This window comes from Streptomyces sp. NRRL B-24085, from assembly GCF_001282115.1.
Classification (GTDB): Bacteria; Actinomycetota; Actinomycetes; order Streptomycetales; family Streptomycetaceae; genus Streptomyces.
Genome location: NZ_LJBR01000326.1, coordinates 1 through 20,982 on the forward strand (window position 1 = coordinate 1; position 20,982 = coordinate 20,982).

19 protein-coding genes and 2 pseudogenes are annotated in these 20,982 nt (G+C 71.3%); 9 read left to right on the forward strand and 12 right to left on the reverse strand.

The features are described 5' to 3' along the window. Positions 1–678, reverse strand: a pseudogene (locus tag AOJ26_RS30665) (hypothetical protein); the annotation flags it as partial. A 134-nt stretch (positions 679–812) separates the two neighbouring features. After that, on the reverse strand, positions 813–1,064 hold the full coding sequence (locus tag AOJ26_RS30670) for a helix-turn-helix domain-containing protein (protein ID WP_053851624.1): 252 nt from the start codon (positions 1,062–1,064) through the stop codon (positions 813–815). A 32-nt stretch (positions 1,065–1,096) separates the two neighbouring features. Here AOJ26_RS30670 and map point away from each other — a divergent pair, with 32 nt between their 5' ends. Together map and AOJ26_RS30680 are read left to right on the forward strand one after the other, a co-directional pair. Further along, a complete protein-coding gene (gene map, locus AOJ26_RS30675) occupies positions 1,097–1,864 on the forward strand; it encodes a type I methionyl aminopeptidase (protein WP_053851625.1) in 768 nt (255 codons plus the stop codon). 308 nt (positions 1,865–2,172) lie between these two features. Further along, positions 2,173–4,686 carry an ATP-dependent Clp protease ATP-binding subunit gene (locus tag AOJ26_RS30680; RefSeq protein ID WP_053851626.1) on the forward strand — a complete coding sequence of 838 codons (2,514 nt, stop codon included), beginning with the start codon at positions 2,173–2,175 and terminating at the stop codon, positions 4,684–4,686. Between the two features lie 45 nt (positions 4,687–4,731). Here AOJ26_RS30680 and ggt read toward each other — a convergent pair whose 3' ends face one another. Continuing rightward, positions 4,732–6,528, reverse strand: coding sequence for a gamma-glutamyltransferase (ggt, locus tag AOJ26_RS30685; protein ID WP_053851627.1), 1,797 nt, complete (start codon positions 6,526–6,528; stop codon positions 4,732–4,734). 144 nt (positions 6,529–6,672) lie between these two features. Here ggt and AOJ26_RS30690 point away from each other — a divergent pair, with 144 nt between their 5' ends. Both AOJ26_RS30690 and AOJ26_RS30695 read left to right on the forward strand, forming a co-directional pair. Next, positions 6,673–7,431 carry a hypothetical protein gene (locus AOJ26_RS30690; RefSeq protein WP_179200412.1) on the forward strand — a complete coding sequence of 253 codons (759 nt, stop codon included), beginning with the start codon at positions 6,673–6,675 and terminating at the stop codon, positions 7,429–7,431. 116 nt (positions 7,432–7,547) lie between these two features. Next, a complete protein-coding gene (locus tag AOJ26_RS30695) occupies positions 7,548–9,113 on the forward strand; it encodes a CocE/NonD family hydrolase (protein WP_053851629.1) in 1,566 nt (521 codons plus the stop codon). Positions 9,114–9,283: 170 nt separating this feature from the next. Here AOJ26_RS30695 and AOJ26_RS30700 read toward each other — a convergent pair whose 3' ends face one another. The 5 genes from AOJ26_RS30700 to pcaC form a co-directional block, all read right to left on the reverse strand. Further along, on the reverse strand, positions 9,284–10,030 hold the full coding sequence (locus AOJ26_RS30700) for an amino acid ABC transporter ATP-binding protein (RefSeq protein WP_053851630.1): 747 nt from the start codon (positions 10,028–10,030) through the stop codon (positions 9,284–9,286). A gap of 128 nt (positions 10,031–10,158) precedes the next feature. Beyond that, positions 10,159–10,566: a DUF6278 family protein gene (locus AOJ26_RS30705; RefSeq protein ID WP_053851631.1), complete on the reverse strand. Its 408-nt coding sequence runs from the start codon at positions 10,564–10,566 to the stop codon at positions 10,159–10,161. A gap of 70 nt (positions 10,567–10,636) precedes the next feature. Further along, positions 10,637–11,416: an exodeoxyribonuclease III gene (locus tag AOJ26_RS30710; protein ID WP_053851632.1), complete on the reverse strand. Its 780-nt coding sequence runs from the start codon at positions 11,414–11,416 to the stop codon at positions 10,637–10,639. Positions 11,417–11,446: 30 nt separating this feature from the next. After that, complete coding sequence (locus AOJ26_RS30715; RefSeq protein ID WP_053851633.1) at positions 11,447–12,082, reverse strand: MBL fold metallo-hydrolase; 636 nt, start codon at positions 12,080–12,082, stop codon at positions 11,447–11,449. Between the two features lie 72 nt (positions 12,083–12,154). Continuing rightward, entirely contained in the window at positions 12,155–13,354 is a 1,200-nt protein-coding gene (gene pcaC, locus AOJ26_RS30720; RefSeq protein WP_373413220.1) for a 4-carboxymuconolactone decarboxylase, read from the reverse strand. Between the two features lie 439 nt (positions 13,355–13,793). Here pcaC and AOJ26_RS30725 point away from each other — a divergent pair, with 439 nt between their 5' ends. The 3 genes from AOJ26_RS30725 to AOJ26_RS30735 all read left to right on the forward strand — a co-directional run bounded on the left by AOJ26_RS30725 (position 13,794) and on the right by AOJ26_RS30735 (position 16,876). Next, the gene (locus tag AOJ26_RS30725) at positions 13,794–14,993 is read left to right on the forward strand and encodes a hypothetical protein (RefSeq protein WP_053851635.1); all 1,200 of its coding nucleotides are present in this window, start codon (positions 13,794–13,796) and stop codon (positions 14,991–14,993) included. Positions 14,994–15,004: 11 nt separating this feature from the next. Next, the gene (locus AOJ26_RS30730; RefSeq protein ID WP_053851636.1) at positions 15,005–15,595 is read left to right on the forward strand and encodes a hemerythrin domain-containing protein; all 591 of its coding nucleotides are present in this window, start codon (positions 15,005–15,007) and stop codon (positions 15,593–15,595) included. 186 nt (positions 15,596–15,781) lie between these two features. After that, positions 15,782–16,876: a carboxylate-amine ligase gene (locus AOJ26_RS30735; protein ID WP_053851637.1), complete on the forward strand. Its 1,095-nt coding sequence runs from the start codon at positions 15,782–15,784 to the stop codon at positions 16,874–16,876. Positions 16,877–16,997: 121 nt separating this feature from the next. Here the strand turns inward: AOJ26_RS30735 and AOJ26_RS30740 are convergent, their stop codons facing one another. The 3 genes from AOJ26_RS30740 to AOJ26_RS30750 all read right to left on the reverse strand — a co-directional run bounded on the left by AOJ26_RS30740 (position 16,998) and on the right by AOJ26_RS30750 (position 19,459). Next, complete coding sequence (locus AOJ26_RS30740; RefSeq protein ID WP_053851641.1) at positions 16,998–17,543, reverse strand: hypothetical protein; 546 nt, start codon at positions 17,541–17,543, stop codon at positions 16,998–17,000. Between the two features lie 387 nt (positions 17,544–17,930). Then, positions 17,931–19,106 (reverse strand): zinc-dependent alcohol dehydrogenase, encoded by a 1,176-nt coding sequence (locus AOJ26_RS30745; RefSeq protein WP_053851638.1) that lies wholly within the window; start codon positions 19,104–19,106, stop codon positions 17,931–17,933. After that, positions 19,103–19,459 carry a hypothetical protein gene (locus AOJ26_RS30750; protein ID WP_234358713.1) on the reverse strand — a complete coding sequence of 119 codons (357 nt, stop codon included), beginning with the start codon at positions 19,457–19,459 and terminating at the stop codon, positions 19,103–19,105. The genes AOJ26_RS30745 and AOJ26_RS30750 overlap by 4 nt, the downstream gene beginning before the upstream one ends. Positions 19,460–19,750: 291 nt before the next feature. Here AOJ26_RS30750 and AOJ26_RS43990 point away from each other — a divergent pair, with 291 nt between their 5' ends. Together AOJ26_RS43990 and AOJ26_RS30755 are read left to right on the forward strand one after the other, a co-directional pair. Beyond that, positions 19,751–19,921 carry a hypothetical protein gene (locus AOJ26_RS43990; RefSeq protein ID WP_179200411.1) on the forward strand — a complete coding sequence of 57 codons (171 nt, stop codon included), beginning with the start codon at positions 19,751–19,753 and terminating at the stop codon, positions 19,919–19,921. A 198-nt stretch (positions 19,922–20,119) separates the two neighbouring features. Beyond that, positions 20,120–20,728, forward strand: coding sequence for a hemerythrin domain-containing protein (locus AOJ26_RS30755; protein WP_053851640.1), 609 nt, complete (start codon positions 20,120–20,122; stop codon positions 20,726–20,728). Positions 20,729–20,766: 38 nt separating this feature from the next. Here AOJ26_RS30755 and AOJ26_RS30760 read toward each other — a convergent pair. Next, a pseudogene (locus tag AOJ26_RS30760) lies at positions 20,767–20,982 on the reverse strand (hypothetical protein); the annotation flags it as partial.

The following is a 20,982-nucleotide window of genomic DNA, read 5'->3' on the forward strand; positions in this document are numbered from 1 at the left end:
GGGCTGCTGCGGGGCGTGTCCGGGGCCGGGGCCTTCAGCCGGGCCCGGCCGGTCCGGCGCGGCTCCGGCGGTGTCCGCCCAGGTGGTTGTCGGGGCGTCCCGCTGTTGCGGCATGTCCGGATGCGCGGCGCTCCGGCCGTCGGCGTCCCTCCCGTACGGCGCACCCCTCGGGCGCCGGTCCAACTCTGCCATCCTGGACCGGAGTTCGGCGCAGCGGCGTACCGCGCGTTCGTGGTCGTCGCGGGCCCAGGCGAGGTCCAGGCGGATGGCGTCGGCCTCCTCCTGGGTGGTGGCGGCGGCGAGCCGGCGTCCCAGCTCGGCCTGCCGTTCCGCCGCGTAGCGCTGTTCGCGGAGCATGACGTCGAAGCGGTCGCCGAGGGCGTCCCGGCCGCCGGGGCGGGCGTCGTGGGCGGCCTGGGCGGCGGCGTGCAGGGGGCGGGCCCGTTCCGCCTCGGCGTGGGCCACCTCGGGGCCGTATCCCGCGGCGAGGTCCTGAAGGAGCGACTCGACCACGTCCCAGGGCGGCACCTCACGCCCGTCGAGGCAGGCCCGCATACCGTCGGGGTCGCGCTGCCAGAACACCGCGCACCAACCGGAGCCCTGGTCCAGGCGCGCCAGAACACCGTCCAGATAGGCCACGAACTCCCGCACCCTGCCCGGGAGTTGATCCACTGCCATCGCTCAACTCCCGTTAGACCGGAGCACTCCGGTCCGTAAGGCAACACCAGCAGTGTTACGAACGGGCTACGGACAGTTTTCAAGAGCGCAGCAGGAGCCTCCCGGCGCGCCCCCGGCCGTCGAGCGAACTCCCGTCACACGCCCGCGAGCTCACACAGGCCGGCCAGCTCGTCCATGGACAGGCCGAGCGCCCGGGCGAGCGCGGCCACCGTGAAGAACGCCGGGGTCGGGGCCCGGCCGGTCTCGATCTTCCGGAGGGTCTCCGCGGAGATCCCGGCGCTCGCCGCGACCTCCGTCATGCTGCGGCCGCCGCGGGCCTCGCGCAGCAGCTTGCCGAGCCGCTCGCCGCGTTCGCGTTCTTCGGGAGTGAGAGGGGTGCGCACCATGACCCCATTCTAATACCGGTATAGTAATTGGCATGGTGGAGCTGAAGACAGATACCTCGATGGATGCCATGTACGAGGCGGGGCAGGTGGTCGGGCGCGCCCTGACCGCCGTACGGCAAGCCGCTGACGTGGGAGTTTCCCTGCTGGAGCTGGACGAGGTGGCGCGTGGGGTGCTGCGGGAGGCCGGGGCGTCCTCGCCCTTCCTCGGCTACCGCCCCACCTTCGCCACCACCCCCTTCCCCGCCGTCATCTGCGCGTCCGTGAACGACGCGATCGTGCACGGCATCCCCTCCGGCTACAGGCTGCGCGACGGCGACCTCGTCTCGATCGACTGCGGTGCCCAACTGGGCGGCTGGGCCGGTGACTCGGCGATCAGTTTCACGGTGGGCGGGCCGCGCCCCGAGGACGTACGGCTGATCGAGACGGCCGAGCGGGCCCTGGCGGCCGGCATCGCGGCGGCGGTCGTGGGCAACCGCATCGGGGACATCGCGCACGCGATCGGCACGGTGTGCCGGGCCGGTGGGTACGGCATCATGGACGACTTCGGCGGCCACGGCATCGGCCGCCGCATGCACGAGGACCCGCCGGTGCCGAACGAGGGCCGCCCGGGGCGCGGGCTCGCGCTGCGGCACGGCATGGTGCTCGCGATCGAGCCGATGCTCATCGCCGGCGGCACGGATGAGTACCACACGGCACCGGACGGCTGGACGCTGAAGACGAACGACGGTTCGCGCGCGGCGCACGTCGAGCACACCGTGGCGATCACGGACGAGGGCCCCCGCGTCCTGACGGCACGCTGAGCCGCCCCGCTCGCCGGCCTTCCTCCCCGGTCGTCACGGGCCCGCGAGAGGGCTCGTGGAGGTCGGGCGGCGGTCCGGGAGCCCGGTTCGCCCCGACCGGCCTGCCTCCGCGAGGCCCCCGCCGAACCGCCGTTGCCGGACGACCGCTGGAAGTGCCCCGTTCCCCCATCCGTGCGAAGGTGTAACCGGCTGACACCCGGGTTACCCGGCCCCGGCACGTCGATCAGCGAGGGTGTCCCCGGCCCTCCCCCAGACCTCGAACGGGCTCGGCCCGGGGGGATCCCATGGGGATGCCGGATGGGAACGACATGACCAGCGGATTCAGCGGACCGGAAGGCTATGACGCCTTCGGAGAGTTCCTCGCCCGTTTCTTCGGCGGGCCGCGTCCCGGCCCCCGGCAGATCAACATCGGCCAGTTGCTGAGCCGGCCCGCCCGGGAGCTGGTGCGGGGCGCCGCGCAGTACGCCGCCGAGCACGGCAGCCGGGATCTGGACACCCAGCACCTGCTGCGGGCGGCCCTCGCCGCGGAGCCGACCCGGAGCCTGCTGAGCCGGGCCGGTGCCGATCCCGACTCGCTCGCCTCGGAGATCGACGAACGCTCCGGCCCCGTCCAGCACCAGCCGGAGGAGGCCCCTCCGCCCACCTCGCTGTCCCTGACCCCGGCCGCCAAGCGCGCCCTGCTGGACGCGCACGAGCTGGCGCGGGCCCGGGGCGCCGGCTACATCGGCCCGGAGCACGTGCTCAGCGCCCTGGCCGCGAACCCGGACTCGGCCGCCGGGCACATCCTCAACTCGGCCCGGTTCGCCCCGGCCGGCCTGCCTCCCGAGACGGCCCCCGAGACCGGCCAGTCCGGCGCCGAGGCACCGCGCAGCACGGGCACGCCGACCCTCGACAAGTACGGCCGCGATCTCACCGACCTGGCCCGCCAGGGCCGTATCGACCCGGTGATCGGCCGGGACGAGGAGATCGAGCAGACCATCGAGGTGCTGTCCCGCCGCGGCAAGAACAACCCGGTGCTCATCGGCGACGCGGGCGTCGGCAAGACCGCCGTCGTGGAGGGCCTGGCCCAGCGGATCGCCGACGGGGACGCGCCCGACGTGCTGATCGGACGTCGGGTCTTCGCCCTGGACCTGACCGGGGTGGTGGCGGGCACCCGCTACCGGGGCGACTTCGAGGAGCGCCTGACGAACATCGTGGGCGAGATCCGCGACAACTCCGACCGGCTGATCGTCTTCATCGACGAGCTGCACACGGTCGTCGGCGCGGGCGGGGGCGGCGAGGGCGGCTCCCTGGACGCCGGCAACATCCTCAAGCCCGCCCTGGCCCGCGGCGAGCTGCACATCGTGGGCGCGACCACGCTGGAGGAGTTCCGCAGGATCGAGAAGGACGCGGCCCTGGCCCGCCGCTTCCAGCCGATCCTGGTCCCGGAGCCCACCCCGGCGGACGCGATCGAGATCCTGCGCGGACTGCGGGACCGCTACGAGGCCCACCACCAGGTGCGTTACACCGACGAGGCGCTGGTGGCCGCCGTGGAGCTGTCCGACCGCTATCTCACCGACCGCCGCCTGCCGGACAAGGCGATCGACCTCATCGACCAGGCGGGGGCGCGGGTGCGCCTGCGCGCGCGGACCAAGGGCACCGACGTACGGGCCCTGGAGCGCGAGGTCGAGCAACTGACCCTGGACAAGGACCAGGCGGTCGCCGACGAGCAGTACGAGCGGGCCACCCAACTGCGGGACCGCATCGCCGAGTTGAAGCAGCGTATCGCCGAGTCCGCCGGGGGCGACGCGGCCGACGAGGGCCAGCACCTGGAGGTCACCACGGAGGCCGTCGCCCAGGTGGTGTCCCGGCTGACCGGCATCCCGGTGAGCAGCCTCACCCAGGAGGAGAAGGACCGCCTGCTCGGCCTGGAGAACCACCTGCACGAGCGGGTCGTCGGCCAGGACGAGGCCGTACGGGTCGTCTCGGACGCCGTCCTGCGCTCCCGTGCCGGCCTCGCGAGCCCGGACCGCCCGATCGGCAGCTTCCTCTTCCTCGGCCCGACCGGCGTCGGCAAGACCGAACTGGCCCGCGCCCTCGCCGAGTCCCTGTTCGGCAGCGAGGAGCGCATGGTCCGCCTGGACATGAGCGAGTACCAGGAGCGCCACACGGTCAGCCGCCTGGTCGGCGCCCCGCCCGGATACGTCGGCCACGAGGAGGCGGGCCAGCTGACCGAGGTGGTCCGCAGGCACCCGTACTCGCTGCTCCTCCTGGACGAGGTGGAGAAGGCCCACCCGGACGTCTTCAACATTCTCCTCCAGGTCCTCGACGACGGACGGCTCACCGACTCCCAGGGCCGCACGGTCGACTTCACCAACACGGTGATCGTGATGACCAGCAACCTGGGCTCGGAGGCGATCACCCGAGGGGGCGCGGGCATCGGCTTCGGGCCGCAGTCCGACGAGGAAGCCCGGCGCGAACAGATCCTGCGGCCGCTGCGCGAGCACTTCCGCCCGGAGTTCCTGAACCGCATCGACGAGATCGTCGTCTTCCGCCGGCTCACGGGAGAGCAACTACGGGAGATCACGCAGCTGTTGCTGGAGAGCACCCGCCGTCTGCTCCGGGCCCAGGGCGTCACGGTCACCTTCACGGACAGCGCGGTGGACTGGCTGGCGGAACGCGGCTACCAGCCGGAGTACGGCGCCCGACCGCTGCGCCGCACCATCCAGCGGGAGGTGGACAACCAGCTGTCCCGCCTGCTGCTGGAGGGCACGATCAAGGACGGCGGAAGGGTCACGGTGGACACGGCAGCGGGCAGCCTGACGTTCAGTGAAACCACCTAGGGGCGCGGGGAACTGCGCGACCAGCCCCCACGCACCCGCAGTGAACTACGGCGCGGGGTACACCACCTGCGCAGACCCCCCGCCCCGCCGCACCGTCTCAGCAGCCGCCAACCACTTCCCACCAGGCAACCGCTGCACACCAGTAGCGGCCCCGATCTCCGGATTCAGCTTGAACGAGTGCCCGATGGCCTCCAGTTGGGACCGCTCCCCACTGCTGTACAACGCCGGCTCCAGCTCGGTCTGCGCGGCGTTGCGCTGGCTGGCCCGGGGCGCGGCGATCGCGTCCACCAGCGGCAGCCCGCGGTCGACGAACTCGGTCAGCACCTGGAGCACGGTCGTGATGATGGTCGCCCCGCCGGGTGAACCCAGCGCCACCACCGGCTTGTTGTGCTTGTCGAGCACGATCGTCGGCGAGATCGAGGACCGCGGCCGCTTGCCGGGCCCCGGCAGGTTCGGGTCGTGGACGGCCGGGTTCGCCGGGGCGAAGGAGAAGTCCGTCAGCTCGTTGTTGAGGATGAACCCGCGCCCGGGAACGGTGATCCCGCTGCCGCCCGTCTGCTCGATGGTCAGGGTGTAGGCGACGACGTTGCCCCACTTGTCCGCCACCGTCAGATGCGTGGTGTTCTCGCCCTCGTACGTGGTCGGCGCCGCGGTGCCCCGGTCCGTGCACGCTCCGGGATGCCGCGGGTCCCCCGGCGCCACCGGGCTCTTGAGCACCGTGTCGTCCTTGATCAGGCAGGCCCGCGAGTCGGCGAACCGCTGCGACAGCAGCCCCTTCGTCGGTACGTCCTCGAAGGCGGGGTCGCCGACCCAGCGCCCGCGGTCCGCGAACGCGATCCGGCTCGCCTCGATGAAGTGGTGCAGGTACTGCACCTCGCTCGCCTTCGAGAGGTCGGTGTGCTCCAGGATGTTGAGGGCCTCGCCGACCGTCGTGCCGCCGGAGGAGGAGGGCGCGATGGAGTAGACCCCGAGCCCGCGGTAGGAGGTCTTGGTGGGCTTCTGGAGCTTGGCGCGGTAGGCGGCGAGGTCCTTCTCGGACAGGTCGCCCGGACGGGCGTTCCAGCCCGAACCCGGGTCCACCGGCGGGTGGTTCACGGTGTCGACGATGTCGTCGCCGAGGTCGCCGTGGTAGATCGCGTCGACCCCCTCGCGGCCCAACTCCCGGTAGGTGCGGGCGAGATCGGGGTTCTTGAAGGTGGATCCGACGACCGGCAACCGTCCGCCGGGCAGGAACAGCTTCGCGGTATCGGGGAAGTACCGGAACCGTGTCTCGTTGGACGCGGTCTGCGAGCGGAAGGTGTCGTCGACCGTGAACCCGTCCCGGGCGATCCGCTCGGCCGGCTTCAGGACGCTGCCCAGCGATCTGCTGCCCCACTCGTCCAGCGCCGTGGCCCAGGTGGCCGGTGTGCCCGGGGTGCCGACGCTCAGCCCGCTGGTGACGGCGTCGGCGAAGGCGAGCGGCTTGCCGTTCTCCACGAACAGGTCGGAGTCCGCGGTGAGCGGTGCCGTCTCGCGGCCGTCGATCGTGTGGACCGTACGGGACTTGGCGTCGTAGTAGACGAAGTAGCCGCCCCCGCCGATGCCGGCGGAGTACGGCTCGGTGACGCCGAGCGCGGCGGCGGTGGCGACGGCCGCGTCGACGGCGTTGCCGCCCTTCCTCAGGACCTCGATGCCGGCGGCGGAGGCGTCCGGGTCGACGCTGGACACGGCGCCGCCGTAGCCGACGGCGACGGGTGCTTTCTCGGGTGCCGGGGTGGCCTGCGGCGGCGCTGCCGCCCCCACCGACACCACGGCGGCCGAGACCGCCAGGACCGACAGTTTCCGTGCGACAGGGCGACGCATCCGTACCTCCAGTCCAGGACCGTCCGCGCAGCGTAACCACATCGCCGGTGCCCCGACAGCCCTTCTCGGGTCAGGTGTCATACGAATGCCGCACTTCGAACACCGGTACGTACCAACCGTGCAGGCCCGCTAGCATGCGCGCACATGACTGACGACGTGCGCAACATCGTCCTGGGCGTGGTGGCGGCGGGCATCAGCGCCGCGCTGGGCTGGATCGCCCGGACGTACCTGTGGAGGCGGAAACTCCGCCGCAAGCAGGTGTTCTTCGGGCTGCCCGACAACTCCGAGTCACTGCTGGTCGTGAACCGCGGCGCGAGCGGCCCGGACCTCGCGGTGATGCGCTACGACGTGTTCGCCCTCCTCGAACTCGCCGCACTCATCAAGGACTGCAACGCCCACGCCCAGGTCCTCCCGCACGACGCGGCACGTCAGGGCTTCGGCGAGCGCACCGAGTTCTGCGTGGGAGGCCCGGCCTCCAACCGCCGCATGGCGGCCCACCTCTCCTCCCTGCTGCCCGGGGTCCGGGTCAACGTGGACGCCGAGCCGAGCCCGGACCGCGGCGCCTTCCAGGTGGGCACCGAGCGCTACCGCGTGGAGGTCGGCACGGCCGAGTACGCCCTGCTGGCCCGACTCACGGTCGAGCAGAGCAACGGCGCCCGGCCCGTCTTCCTCTTCTGCGGCCAGACCGCGATCAGCAACCAGGCAGCGGCCCGCTATCTGGCCCGCAACCAGGAGCGGTTGACCCGCAAGTACGGCGACAGCACCTTCGTCCTGCTGCTGAAGGTGATCAACTCCGGTGCGTACGGCCCGGATGTCGTGGAGCTGGTCGCGGACGTGACCCGGGAGGCCAAGGCGCCCCTGCCGACGGCCGCGGCTCCACGGAACTCCCACCGCGCCTCCTGAACTGTTTCACACCACAACAATCGTTACTCCCACGTAACTTACCGACGGGTTACCTCCGGTAAGGCGCCGCGGTTACCGTCTGGTCACTTTGCATTGACACGAGTAGGGAGTGACCCGTGGGACACCCTCGCAAGGCCCTGCGTACGACCACCGTGGGCGCCGTCTCCGCGACTCTGATCGCCGGTAGCGCCCTCGGACTCGCCCCCACCGCCCAGGCGGCGGACGCCGTGCGCTTCGTCGACATCGCCGGTGACGGCGGCACGGTCCTCAAGGCGAACGTCATCACGCCCGCCGGAGCCGACGGCGCACAGCGCTACCCGCTGCTCGTCCTGCCCACGAGCTGGGGCCTGCCCCAGGTCGAGTACCTCGCCCAGGCCCAGAAGCTCGCGAACTCCGGCTACGTCGTGGTCAGTTACAACGTCCGCGGGTTCTGGCAGTCGGGCGGGGAGATAGAAGTGGCGGGTCCTCCCGACACGGCCGACGCCTCGAAGGTCATCGACTGGGCGCTCGCCAACACCCCGGCCGACGCCGCGCACATCGGCATGGCGGGCGTCTCCTACGGGGCCGGCATCAGCCTGCTCACCGCCGCCAGGGACAAGCGCGTCAAGGCGGTCGCGGCCCTCAGCGGCTGGGCCGACCTGATCGACTCGATCTACTCGGGCCGCACCCAGCACGTCCAGGCCGGGGCCCTGCTGGACGGCGCGAGCCTGGTCACCGGCCGCCAGAGCGCCGAACTCCGGCAGATCTTCGACAACTTCTACGCGTCGAACCTGTCGAAGGAACAGGACATGATCGACTGGGGGAAGAAACGTTCGGCCGCCACATACGTGGACCAACTCAACAAGAACGGCGCGGCGGTCATGATGGCCAACGCCTGGGGCGACTCGGTCTTCCCGCCCAACCAGTACGCGGACTTCTACGAGAAGCTGACCGGCCCCAAGAGACTCGAGTTCCGCCCCGGCGACCACGCCACGGCCGAACTGACCGGGCTGTTCGGCCTCCCCAACGACGTCTGGTCCGACACCGAGCGCTGGTTCGACCACTACCTCAAGGGCGCGGACAACGGCGTCGACCGTGAGCAGCCGGTCCGTCTCAAGTCCCGTACCACGGGCGGCTACGAGGGTTACCCGGACTGGAAGTCGGTCGGCGCGACCCGCAAGAAGATCGCCCTCTCGGGCACCACCACGATCCACACCAACGTCGACTCGGGCGCGGACGGCGGGATCGTCTTCCTGTCCAGCATCCTCGACCAGTTGGCCCAGGCTCCCCCGGTCGCCTCGATCCCCCTGCTCCCCCGCCACTGGGCCGCGGTGTGGCAGTCGGAGAAGTACGCCGGTGCCCAGCAGGTGCGCGGCACCGCGAAGGTGCACACCACGCTCACCCCCACCAAGGAGAGCGGCACCCTCGTCGCCTACCTGTACGACGTGGGGCCGCTCGGCCTCGGCAAGCTGGTCTCCCACGCGCCGTACACCTTCCACGGGCGGACGCCCGGGGAGCCGTTCGACGTCGACCTGGAGCTGTTCTCCACGGCCTACGACGTGCCGGCAGGGCACCGGCTGGCCCTGGTGGTGGACACGGTCGACCCGCTCTACATCGAGCACAACCCGTCCGGCGCTCGGCTGACCTTCTCCTCACCGGCGAACGACCCGTCGTACGTGTCGATTCCGCTGCGCGAGCAGTGATCTCCGGCCGACGCCGGGCGGGTATGGCTCTGTGACTGCTGCCCCCTACGGCTGACGGGCCGTGGGGGGACCCCCACCCGGCAGCAGGGTCCCTGGAGGCTCGGCCGCCGTCACCGTGGGGGTGAGCGGACCATCGTAGTCGAGGCTCGAGGACATGGCCGTCGCCCCTCTCAGTGCTTGAGGATCTTGGAGAGGAAGTCCCTGGCGCGCTCGCTGTCCGGGTTGGTGAAGAAGTCGTCGGGGGCGCGGTCCTCGACGATGCGGCCGTCGGCCATGAACACCACGCGGTTGGCGGCCGAGCGGGCGAAGCCCATCTCGTGGGTGACGACGACCATGGTCATGCCCTCCTGGGCCAGTTGACGCATGACTTCCAGCACCTCGTTGATCATCTCCGGGTCGAGGGCGGAGGTCGGCTCGTCGAAGAGCAGGGCCTTGGGCTCCATGGCCAGGGCGCGGGCGATGGCCACACGCTGCTGCTGGCCGCCGGAGAGCTGGGCCGGGTACTTGTCGGCCTGGTCGGCGAGGCCCACCCGGTCCAGGAGTTGGCGGGAGCGCCGGTCCGCCTCGTCCTTCTTGCGTCCGCGGACCTTGATCTGGGCCAGCGAGACGTTCTGCAGGACCGTCTTGTGGGCGAACAGGTTGAAGGACTGGAACACCATGCCGACCTCGGCACGGAGCTTCGCGAGGGCCTTGCCCTCCTCGGGCAGCGGCTGCCCGTCGAGCGTGATGGAACCGGACTTGATGGTCTCCAGGCGGTTGATCGTCCTGCAGAGCGTGGACTTGCCCGACCCCGAAGGGCCGATGACCACGACCACCTCCCCCTTGCCGACGGTGAGGTTGATGTCCTGCAGGACATGCAGCTCCCCGTAGTACTTGTTGACGTCACGCAGTTCGATCAACGGATCGACGACGGCCATGCCCAGCCCTACTCACTCTCAGAACTGTGTCGTGGTTGCCGCAACTTATCGAGGCGGGATTACGCATAAGGAACGACACGCACTTTTCGATCATTAGCCGTATTTACGCCGTTCTTACGGCCATGGATTCACTCCTCGGCGACCTCCGCGTAGAGCTGGGACAGCTCGGGCACCCCGCTCGCGGCCCACTCGTGCCCCGAGGCCACGACGTCGAACTCGCGGCCGGACTCCAGCCGGATCACGGGCTGCCCGTCCGGGCGCAGGTCCCAGGCCGCCCCGGGCACGGTCCGCACGATGACGGTGCCCAGATAGAGTCCCGCGTCATTGCCCAGCCAGAGCAGGATCTCCTCGTCGTCCCGCCAGCCGGGCACCACCTGGTCGAGTGCCTCCAACGAGGCCGCCGTGTCGTCCAGTTGGACACCCGAACGAGCGGCGTGGGAGCGCAGGAGCTCGCACTCGGAGAGGAGTTCAGCGATTCCCTCGGGGTCGCGGGTCCCCGGTTTCTCGCTCCGGCCGCCCAGAAAAGGGATCTTCATACACCCAGCGTGTCACTCACCCGGCCGCGGGCACCACAGGCGCGCGGGCTGTCGTTTCCAGCCCGGGCCCCTAGACGTCCAGGTCGACCACGACCGGGGCGTGATCGGACGCCCCCTTGCCCTTGCGCTCCTCACGGTCCACGTAGGCGTCGGTGACGGCCTTGGCGAAGGGTTCGTTGCCGTACACCAGGTCGATGCGCATGCCGCGGTTCTTGGGGAAGCAGAGCTGGCGGTAGTCCCAGTACGTGAACGGGTGGTCGTACTTGAGCGGCCGCGGGACCACGTCCGACAGGCCCGTCCCGCGCAGGGAGGCCAGGGCGGCGCGCTCGGCCGGGGTGACGTGGGTGAGGCCCTCGAAGGCGGCCACGTCGTAGACGTCGTCGTCGGTCGGCGCCACGTTGTAGTCGCCGAGGACCGCGAAGGGACGGCTGCCCGCCGCGTCACCGGCGACGGCGGCCGTCAGGGCCTCGAACCACTGGAGCTTGTAGGCGTAGTGCGGGTGGTCGACCTCGCGGCCGTTGGGCACGTAGACCGACCAGACGCGGACCGGGCCGCAGGTGGCGGAGATGGCGCGGGGCTCCGGGGCGCCGTCGTAGCCGGGGTCGCCGGGCAGGCCCTTGACGACGTCCTCGATGCCCACCCGGGAGATCACCGCCACGCCGTTCCACCGGCCGGTCGCGTGCACCGCCGCCTCGTAGCCCGCCTCGCGGAGCTGGTCGAACGGGAACTGCTCCTCGGCGACCTTGGCCTCCTGGAGGCACAGCACATCGGTGCCGGTGCTCTCCAGCCATGCAAGCAGCCTCGGGAGACGGGCGGTGATCGAGTTGACGTTCCAGGTCGCGATGCGCATGCCTGACAACCTACCGGGCGGCACCGACACTCAGAGAGCCGTGCTCTCCCCGGGCTTCAGCCGCAGGTGCTCCGCGCCGCCGAGGGCGCCGATCTGGTTGTCGTAGATCGGGCGGGCGAGGTCGGTGAGGAGGGCGTCGTGGATGTCGTAGGCGCGCTGCGGCCTGACCTCACGGACGTAGTCGATGACCTCGGAGATCTTGCTCCAGGGGGCCATGACGGGCAGCATCAGCGTCTCGACGGCGTGGTCCGGGACGGTGAGGGCGTCACCGGGGTGGAAGACCCTGCCTCCGTCGATCAGGAAGCCGACGTTGGTGATGCGCGGGATGTCCGGGTGGATCACGGCGTGCAGTTCGCCGTGGACCTGGACGTCGAAACCGGCGGCGGTGAAGGTGTCGCCGTGGCCGACGGTGTGCACGCGGCCCGGGAAGGCCGCCCCGATCTTCTCGGCGACCGACTTCAGCGTCCAGATCTCGGCGGCCGGGTTGGCGTCCAGGGCCGCCCGCAGCCGTTCCTCGCTGAAATGGTCGGGGTGTTCGTGGGTGACGAGGACCGCGTCGGCGCCGAGGACGGCGTCCTCCTCGCTGAAGACCCCGGGGTCGAGGACGAGCGTCTGCCCGTCCTTCTCGAGCCGGACACAGGCGTGCGACATCTTCGTGAGCTTCATGGGTCCATCCTGCCGCGCGCCCCGCGCGAACGGGCAGCGCAGGCAGGTGCTCTCACCACCGGTCTCGGACGATCACTCGCTGGGCGTGGTCTCCTCGCGGATGACCTGCTGGGCCACCTTGAAGGCGCTGTTGGCCGCCGGGACCCCGCAGTACACGGCCGCCTGGAGCAGCACTTCCTTGATCTCGGTGGGGGTGAGGCCGTTGCGCAGGGCGGCCCGGGTGTGGGAGGCGAGCTCGTCCAGGTGCCCGCCCGCGACCAGCGCGGTGAGGGTGGCGATGCTGCGGGACCGGCGGTCGAGCCCGGGCCGGTCCCAGATCTCGCCCCAGGCGTAGCGGGTCAGGAGCTCCTGGAAGTCGCCCGAGAAGTCGTCGGCCTGCGCCAGCACCCGGTCGACATGTGCGTCGCCGAGCACCTCGCGGCGCACCTTGACGCCGGCGTCGTACGGATCGACGCGGCCCGCCGGCTGCGGGTCCGGGGCGGCCGGGGCGATCTCGGCGATCGGCACGGGGTGCGGCGGCGCGGACGTCACGACCGGCGCGACCGGGGCCGTGGGGATCGCCGTCTGCGCGGTGGTGGAGTCGAAGGCGGGCTGCCAGGCGGTGGAGAAGTGTCTGACCAGGAGGTCGGTGACGGCGGCGGGCTGCTCGACCGGCACCAGGTGGGAGGCGCCGGGCACGACGGCGAGCCGGGCGTCCGGGATGCCCGCGACCAGGGTGCGGGCCTCGGCGGGACCGGTGACCCGGTCGTCGGAGCCGACCAGGACCAGGGTCGGCACCCCGACGCTCGCGAGGTCGGCCCGCACGTCGAACGCGGCGAGCGCCTCGCAGGCCGCGATGTAGCAGCCGGGGTCGGTGGTGCGCACCATCTGCACGGCCCACTCGGTGATCGCGGGCTGGGCGGCGGCGAACCCGGAGGTGAACCAGCGGTCGGGCGAGGTACGGGCGATGGGGTCGAGCCCGTTCGTCCGTACGATCACCCCGCGCTGCCGGAACTCGTCGGCCGTGCCGAAGCGGGGCGAGGCGGCGATCAGGGCGAGCGAGGCGAGCCGTTCCGGGTGGCGCAGCGCCAGCTCGATGCCGACCGCGCCGCCGAGCGCGCAGCCCGCGTAGCCGAAGCGCTGCACGCCGAACCGGTCGAGGGTGGCGAGCAGCCGGTCGGTGAGGTCGCCGACCGAACCGGCGGGGTAGGCGGGTGCGCCGCCGTGCCCGGGCAGGTCGAACCGGAAGACGCGCCACTGCTTGACCAGTTCGGGGACCTGGCGGTCCCACATGTGCCAGGTGGTCCCCAGTGAGGGACCCAGGATCAGGACCGGAGCGTCCTCCGGCCCGTCGAAGCGGTATTGCAGGGTGTTCGGTGGTGCACTCACGCCACAGACCCTCTCACGCAGCACGCAGGCCCCGGCAACGGGGGGACTTCGCGGCGGCGGCCTCGGGGACCCGGGCGCGTCCGGGCCACCCGTACGGGCGGCCTGCGCGCCTCGCGTTCGACGAGTGGGGTCGGGCACTGTTTGGACGCACCGAGCCGGTCATGCCACAGCGCTCCGCCCTTGTCATCCCGGCTGACCCGGCGGGGGGAATCGCACGCTCCCCGGGCGTGAGCGGTGGCTGAAAGCCGGTGACGACGGTGAGACTCGCAGATGGACCTGTGCTCGTCGTCCACGGCGGACACCCGCCGGCGCGAGTCGCCGCCCCGCCCCAGGAGGCACCCCCATGACCTTCAATCCCCTTGAGCAGCGGGGCATCCCGCTGGACCGGCAGTTGCGCAACTGGCGTGAGCTGAACGTGCAGCCGATCGACCCCGACCGGTGCGACCCCTACACCAGGTGCCGGATCATCACGATGAACGGCATCGAGGTGGAGGCGATCCTCTTCAGCCACCAGCTCGCCCGGAACACGGTCGACCCGGAGGTCAAACGGCAGCTCGCCCGCACCCGCTACATCGAGGCCCAGCAGCAGAAGGTCGTGAACTGGCTGCTGCCGGGCGTCTCGTCGGTGCTGGAGACGACGATCGCCTACGAGCAGGTCGCCGTGGACCTCACGGCCTGGATCGCCCGGATGGAGCCCGACCCCTACCTGAAGCAGGCGTACCAGTTCGGTGTCCTGGAGGACTTCGACCACCTGTACCGGTACGCCAACCTGTACGAGATGATCGAGCACCGCAAGGCGGAGTCGATCGTCGACGGCCTCACCGAGGTCATGCCGGGCCGGCCCACGCGGTTCCACCACCGCGATCCGGTCGACAACGTCCGCGACGCCTACGACAAGGACGCCACGGACCCGCTGTCGAAGCTGCACGCGCTGACGGTGATGTCGGCCGAGCAGCAGACCATGAACTTCTACATGAACACCGGTCCCACGTACATGGAGCCGATCGCCCGCCGGCTCTACCAGGAGATCGGACTGATCGAGGAGGAGCACGTCACCCACTACGAGTCCCTCGTGGACCCGGGCGAGTCGTGGTGGGAGCAGCTCGTCACCCACGAGTACAACGAGTGCTACCTCTACTACTCCTTCATGGAGCAGGAGACCGACCCCCGGGTGAAGTCGATCTGGGAACTGCACCTGAACATGGAGCTGGAGCACCTGCACACCGCGTGTGACCTGATGCGCCGCCACGACGGCCGCGACCCCGCCTCCGTGCTGGCCCCCGAACTGCCCAACGTGCTCACCTTCGAGCCCAACAAGCAGTACCTGCGCGAACTGCTCGACACCCAGATGGACCTGACCACCCTCGGAGCCGGCTACGTGCGCGAGGCCCACGAACGCTTCGAGAAGATGCAGGAGCAGATCCACGGGGGCGAGGCTCCGCCCAGCGACCAGGTCATGACCGAGCACGACGCCATGTTCGGCCGCGAGTACCGCGTCCAGACCGAGGGCGAGCACCCCGACCCGTCCCAGCGCGAGAAGTGAGGCGGCCCCAGATGTCCGAGCTCCGCACGCCCCACGCCGGTGACGACAACCTGCCCGACATCGACGTGGTGGCCCTCCTCATGCGCCAGCACGGCGACATCCGCAACCTCTTCGACGAGGTCGAGCAGAGCGAGGGCGAGGAACGCCGGGACGCCTTCCGCCGCCTGGTACGCCTGCTCGCCGTGCACGAGACCGCCGAGGAAGAGGTCGTCCACCCCTTCGTCCGCATGGCGGTCGACGGGGGCGCGCAGGTCGTCGACGAGCGCCTCGCCGAGGAGAAGTCGGCGAAGGAGACCCTTGCGTCCCTGGAGGACATGGACACCGACGACCCCAAGTTCATGCCCCGCCTCATGGAGCTGCGCACCGAGGTGCAGGAGCACGCGCGGGCGGAGGAACGCTACGAGTTCTCCCACATCCGCCGCAGCACCGACGTCACCAACCTCGCCGCCATGGCCAAGGCGGTCAAAGCCGCCGAAGCCATGGCGCCCACTCACCCGCACCCCGGTGTCGAGTCCGCCACCGCCAACGTGACCCTCGGTCCGGTGACCGCCCTCGTGGACCGCACCAAGGACGCCGTCCGCAAGGCCATGGGCAAGAGCTGACGTACCCGGAAGCCGTCGCCCACGGGCTCTCCAGGTGCCCGTCGGCGGCGGGTGGTTTGCCGCGAGGCGGGTGCGGCACTCGGGCTGCGCGAGCGGCTCTTCCCACGAGTCCTCACCGTGCGGTGCACGGCCAGACGCATCGGGAGCCAGTCCGGCGGCACGGCCGGGCGGAACAGAAGGCCATCGATGACGACGATCGGTGTCGAAGAGGAGTACCTGCTGATCGACCCGGTCACGGGTCTGCCGGTACCCCTGGCGGACAAGGTGCGGACCGCGGCCGGCCTGGGGCGTCTCGTGGCCGAGGAGGAAGTGCACTGCGAGCTGTTGCAGGCGCAGGTCGAGGCGGCCACGCCGGTGTGCGGCACGCTGGAGGAGGTGGGTGGGCACCTGCTCCGGCTGCGGCACGCGCTCGGGGTGGCCGCCGAGGCGCACGGCTGCCGGATCGCGGCCTCCGCGACACCGCCGCTGCGGCACGGCCACCCCGTGGCCGTCACCGACCAGGCCCGGTACCGTGCCATGCTCACGCAGGCGCCCCAACTGGTGGCGGAGCAGCTCGTCAACGGCATGCACGTCCATGTCGGCGTCCCCAGCCGGGAGACCGGCGTGCAGGTCCTGAACCGGATCAGGGTGTGGCTGCCGACCCTTACGGCCCTGTCCGCGAACTCCCCGCTGTGGGACGGTCACGACACCGGCTTCGCCAGTTGGCGCACCGTGATCTTCAGCCGCTGGCCGGTCAGCGGCATGCCCCCGCGCTTCGCCGACATCGCCGACCACGACCGGCGCGTGCAGCGGCTGCTGGACTGCGGTCTGATCTCGGACACCGGTCAGCTCTACTGGCAGGCCCGGCTCTCGGCGCGGTACCCCACCGTCGAGGTGCGGTGCCTGGACGTGCAGGTGCGCGCGGACGACGCGGTGATGCTCACGGGCCTGGTCCGGGCCCTGGTGGAGACCGCGATCGCGGAGGTGGGCGCCGGGACCCCCGCGCTCGACTGCGACCAGGAGCTGTTGCAGGCGAGCATGTGGCACGCGGCCCGCCACGGGCTCAGCAGCACCCTGGTCGATCCGGCCGGCCGGCAGCGCCGGGCCGGGGAGATGCTGTACGAGCTGCTGCGCCACGTCGCTCCCGCGCTGGAGGCGTCCGGCGACAGCCGGCAGGTGACGGCCCTGGTCCACCGGCTGCTGCAGGCCGGCACCGGCGCCGACCGGCAGCGCGCCGCGCTGGCACGGGGCGGTCTGCCCGCCGTCAACGACCTGATCATCGGCAGCAGCCCCATGTCCTGACCGCCTTGGCCCCGTCGGGTGCGCGGCCGTGCATTTTCCTCATGTCCGGGGACTGGCCGTGGACGAGTACGACGGCCCCACGTGGGTGAGCCTGCTCGGAAGGCAGAGTCTCCGAGGACAGTCAGCTTCGGCCCTGCGGCCCGTAGGCGTCCTTGCGGGGCAGGGGGCCGAAGTCGGCGTGGCGGCCGGGACGGGCGGCAGCGTGGCGCTGCCCGGGGCCGGGTCCACCGCGGGCGGCGAGGGCGTCGGCGACGGCGCCGGTGGTGAAGGCGTAGACAGCCTTGTGGAGAAGGTCCACTGCGAGCTCCTGGCGCGGCCAGGTGCCGGGTGGGGCGCCGACGCCTGTGGCGTTCTCGAGGATCTGGTCGTTGGTGAGACGGACGACCGCGAACTTGGCGGAGGCGACCGGGCCGCGCAGCCCGGCCTGGGCCATGATCGACCGCAGCACTCCGAGCAGGGCGGCCTGGCCGAAGTGCATGGCCCAGTTGACCGGCAGCGGCTGTTTGCCGGGGCGTTCGGGCAGGCCGGTCAACCGCTGAAGAACCCGTGCGGGCACATGGGAGTCGGGCCGGCCGGTGACGGCCTGTTCGACCTTCTCGCCGAGAGTCATCACGACTCCTCCGGCGGCGCCGGCGAGCAGTCCCTGCCACAGTGCGCGCTTGATCATGCCCCGGCGGGTACCCCCGGCCACCGCCTTCACCCGCGCGGCCGCCGGTGGGCAACACCGCACCCGACAGCCGTGTCTGCGGAGACCGGGGTCGGAGTGGCTTCGACGGCAGACAAGGCCCCTCGCCTCAGGCACTGGGCAGTACTTCTGTCGGAACCGTTGCCGACGCGTTGCCGTGGGCAGGGCGATCCGCGCAGTCGTCGCAGACCGCACGAGCCGCGGGGGCGGCGGATGCGGCGGGTGCCCGGGCCACGGCGGTCCAGCGGTCGCAGGACGGACTCCACCGCATGTGTCGGCGGCCGGTCGTGCTGCTCAGGGTGGGCCCGGCCCCCGCCTGCGTGTACGGCAGACGGAGCAGGGGGCGCCCGGGGCCACCGTCACAGACGGTCAGCCGCCCGGCTGGATCACCGCGCGCACGCAGCCGTCCGTCTTCTCCTTGAACATGTCGTAGGCCCGGGGCGCCTCGTCCAGGGACACGGTGTGGGTCGCCAGGTGGCCCGTGCTCAGTTCTCCGGCCGCCAGCCGGTCCAGCAGCATCGGGATGTAACGCTGACCGTGCTGCTGGGCGCCCCGCACGGTCAGGCCCTTGTTGATCACCGCGCCCAGGGGGAACTTGTCGACGGCGCCGGCGAACACACCCAGGACGAAGACCGTGCCGCCCTTGCGGCAGGCGTGAATGGCCTGCCGGACGGCGGTCGGACGGTCCGTCTGGAGCCGGAGCTGCTGCTTGACCTGGTCGTAGAGGTGCACGGGGCTGTCGCTGTGGGCCTCCATGCCCACGGCCTCGATGCACACGTCAGGGCCGCGCCCGCCGGTGCGCTCGCGCAGTTCGGCCCCCACGTCGGTGCTGGTGTAGTCGATGACCTCGCTGCCGATGTGCCGTTCGGTCATCTCCAGGCGTTCGGGGATCCGGTCGATGGAGATCACACGTTCCGCGCCCAGCAGGATCGCGGCGCGCGCCGCCATCTGCCCGACGGCCCCACAGCCCCATACGGCGACCACATCGCCGGGCTTCACTCCCGCCAGGTCGGCCCCCATCCAACCGGTGGGCACCGAGTCCGACACGAACAGGGCGCTCGTGTCGTCGACGCCCGGCGGAACGGCGAAGGCCCCGTAGTCGGCGAAGGGGACGCGCACGTACTCGGCGTGGCTGCCGCGCAGCCCGCCCATGGCGTGCGAGTAGCCGAAGATACCGCCGGTGTCGGCACCGAACAGGGCCTGACCGATACCGGGGTTGGTGTTGGTGTTGTCGCACAGGGACCACAGGTCATGGGTGCAGTACCAGCAGCGGCCGCACCCGACGAACGAGCAGACCACCACCCGGTCGCCCACCTTGTGCCGACGCACCTCCGCACCGACCTCGACGACCTCGCCGAGGAACTCGTGGCCGATCACGTCCCCGGAGCGCATGAACGGGATGTACCCGCCGATGAGATGGAGGTCCGAACCACAGGTCGTGCCCGCGATCAGCCGTACGATCACGTCCTGGTCGTTGCGCAGGACCGGATCGGGCACCTGCTCGACGGACAGCTTGTTGACGCCTTCCCAGCACAGCGCCTTCACAGCACGCCCTCCCCACCGGCCCGGCGGCTCAGCAGACCGACCAGCTTCCCGCCCGGGGTGTCGTGCGTGGTCGGCGGTGCGTCGGGTTGCAGCACCTCTCCCGCTTCCAGCAGTGCCTTCGCCGCGCGCAGGGCACGGCGCAGATCCTGCCGCGGGTCGACGCCGGCCAGCCGCGCCGGCACCGAGTAGGCGACGTCCGGTGCGGTCTCCCGCAGGCGCACCCCCAGCTCCGTGCCCCGGTCGCCGGGCGCCGGACGGATGCGCGTCTCGATCCGGTCGCCGTACTCCTGGAGCGGCGAGGGCAGCTTCTCGGCCTGCACATCGTGTGGCGCGCAGTTGATCGTCACGGACAACCAGCGGTCCCCGGCATCCGTACGGGACGGACCTCCCTTCCGGCGACGGACGGCGACGGCGGCCCCGACGGCGAGCCCCGTGGCAGCCACCGTCAGCGATTTCCCAGCAGCACTCATGTGCGGTCACATCCTCGGGAAGCGGGAGTCGTACGGGTGAGCGCGCACCACGGGGGACGGTGAGCGCCTGTGCGCGGTGAGTACCCCGCCTCCGTCGGGCTATCTGCCCGGCCTCGTTACAGGCCATGGCCGGGGGAACCCGGTACGTCCCAGTGGAGCCCCGAGGAGGCAGCCATGAGCGGTTCAGGAGACGAGAAGCGCGAGCCCGCGACGCCTTTGGAGCGGGAGACCGACGAACGGGACGTCCACCCGGAGGAGGAAGGACACCCCGAGCCCGACACGTCCGGCGAGGCCACCGACACGGCCCTGAAGGGACGAGCGGAGACGGAGGAGGGCACCGGCTGACACCCTGGGAGTGAAGCGGCGCCTCGACAAGCGGCACGAGCGCGCCGGTGTCCGTCTCACCCGCGGTCTCCGTCGCGCCGTGCACGGGCGTCGATGCGCCGGGTACCGGGCCGCCGCCGGGGACCCGGGCCGACACGGAGATCCGGTGGCCCCGGCAGGCCTCCCGGCCCGCCTCCGGAGATCGCACAGGGAGCGGCCATGTCGAAGACCATCAAGAACCAGACCGTCGAGGAGCTCGGAGGAGGCAGCAGCATCCTGGTGCGGCAGCGCCGTGAGCACGAGGAGATGGACCGGCTGATGGACCGGTACCTGGCCCTGGACGACCTCCAGCAGCGGGAAAGGATCCTGAAGCAGGTGGTGCAGTTGGTCTTCAGCCACGCCTTCGCGGAGGAGACGGTGCTGTGGCCCCTGGTACGGGCCTCGGTCCCGGACGGTGAGGACCTGACGGCCCGCGTCGAGGAAGAGCATCAGCAGATCAACGATCTCGTGGCGGACGTCGAACGCCTTCCTGCTGGCGATCCGGGTCGTGAGGACAAGGTGCAGCGGGCCTTCGCGCTGATACGGCAGGACATCAGGGACGAGGAAGACCTGCTCCTGCCCCGGTTGCAGGAGGCGGTGCCCACCGCCCGGCTGCGCACGCTCGGCACCACCTGGGCGGCGGTACGGCATACGGCCCCGACCCGTCCGCATCCCGTCGTCCCCCGGCGACCGCCCGGGAACGCCCTGCTGGGCGTGCCGCTGAGCGTCTACGACCGCGTACGCGACGCCCTCGGCAGGGGCGGCTCCGCAGCACGACGCGATAGGTGACCGCCGACACCGAATTTCACGGTGCCCGTGGGTCGGGGTCAGAGGTCGGTCGGGGTGCCCAGGCCTGTGAGGGCGCCGACCGGGTCGAGGTCGGGGGTGCCGCGGGGCCACCAGTCGTCGTGGCCCGGTTCGGACTCGTAGGCGTACCAGAGGCCGTCGCGGCCGAGGCGGAGCTGGATGTGGCCGCGGGGGTGGGTGAGGTGGTTGCGCCACGGGCGGAAGGCGGGGAGGTCGGCGGCGAGGAGGAGCGGGCG

Coding starts and splice junctions, on each gene's coding strand:
- AOJ26_RS30710 (WP_053851632.1), bottom strand. CDS start 11,416: ATGCGCATCGCGACCTGGAACGTCAACTCGATCACCGCCCGTCTCCCG.
- AOJ26_RS43990 (WP_179200411.1), top strand. CDS start 19,751: ATGAGCGGTTCAGGAGACGAGAAGCGCGAGCCCGCGACGCCTTTGGAG.
- pcaC (WP_373413220.1), bottom strand. CDS start 13,354: ATGTGGGACCGCCAGGTCCCCGAACTGGTCAAGCAGTGGCGCGTCTTC.
- AOJ26_RS30700 (WP_053851630.1), bottom strand. CDS start 10,030: ATGGCCGTCGTCGATCCGTTGATCGAACTGCGTGACGTCAACAAGTAC.
- AOJ26_RS30680 (WP_053851626.1), top strand. CDS start 2,173: ATGACCAGCGGATTCAGCGGACCGGAAGGCTATGACGCCTTCGGAGAG.
- ggt (WP_053851627.1), bottom strand. CDS start 6,528: ATGCGTCGCCCTGTCGCACGGAAACTGTCGGTCCTGGCGGTCTCGGCC.
- AOJ26_RS30705 (WP_053851631.1), bottom strand. CDS start 10,566: ATGAAGATCCCTTTTCTGGGCGGCCGGAGCGAGAAACCGGGGACCCGC.
- AOJ26_RS30725 (WP_053851635.1), top strand. CDS start 13,794: ATGACCTTCAATCCCCTTGAGCAGCGGGGCATCCCGCTGGACCGGCAG.
- AOJ26_RS30670 (WP_053851624.1), bottom strand. CDS start 1,064: ATGGTGCGCACCCCTCTCACTCCCGAAGAACGCGAACGCGGCGAGCGG.
- AOJ26_RS30690 (WP_179200412.1), top strand. CDS start 6,673: ATGACTGACGACGTGCGCAACATCGTCCTGGGCGTGGTGGCGGCGGGC.
- AOJ26_RS30755 (WP_053851640.1), top strand. CDS start 20,120: ATGTCGAAGACCATCAAGAACCAGACCGTCGAGGAGCTCGGAGGAGGC.
- map (WP_053851625.1), top strand. CDS start 1,097: ATGGTGGAGCTGAAGACAGATACCTCGATGGATGCCATGTACGAGGCG.
- AOJ26_RS30715 (WP_053851633.1), bottom strand. CDS start 12,082: ATGAAGCTCACGAAGATGTCGCACGCCTGTGTCCGGCTCGAGAAGGAC.
- AOJ26_RS30730 (WP_053851636.1), top strand. CDS start 15,005: ATGTCCGAGCTCCGCACGCCCCACGCCGGTGACGACAACCTGCCCGAC.
- AOJ26_RS30735 (WP_053851637.1), top strand. CDS start 15,782: ATGACGACGATCGGTGTCGAAGAGGAGTACCTGCTGATCGACCCGGTC.
- AOJ26_RS30740 (WP_053851641.1), bottom strand. CDS start 17,543: ATGATCAAGCGCGCACTGTGGCAGGGACTGCTCGCCGGCGCCGCCGGA.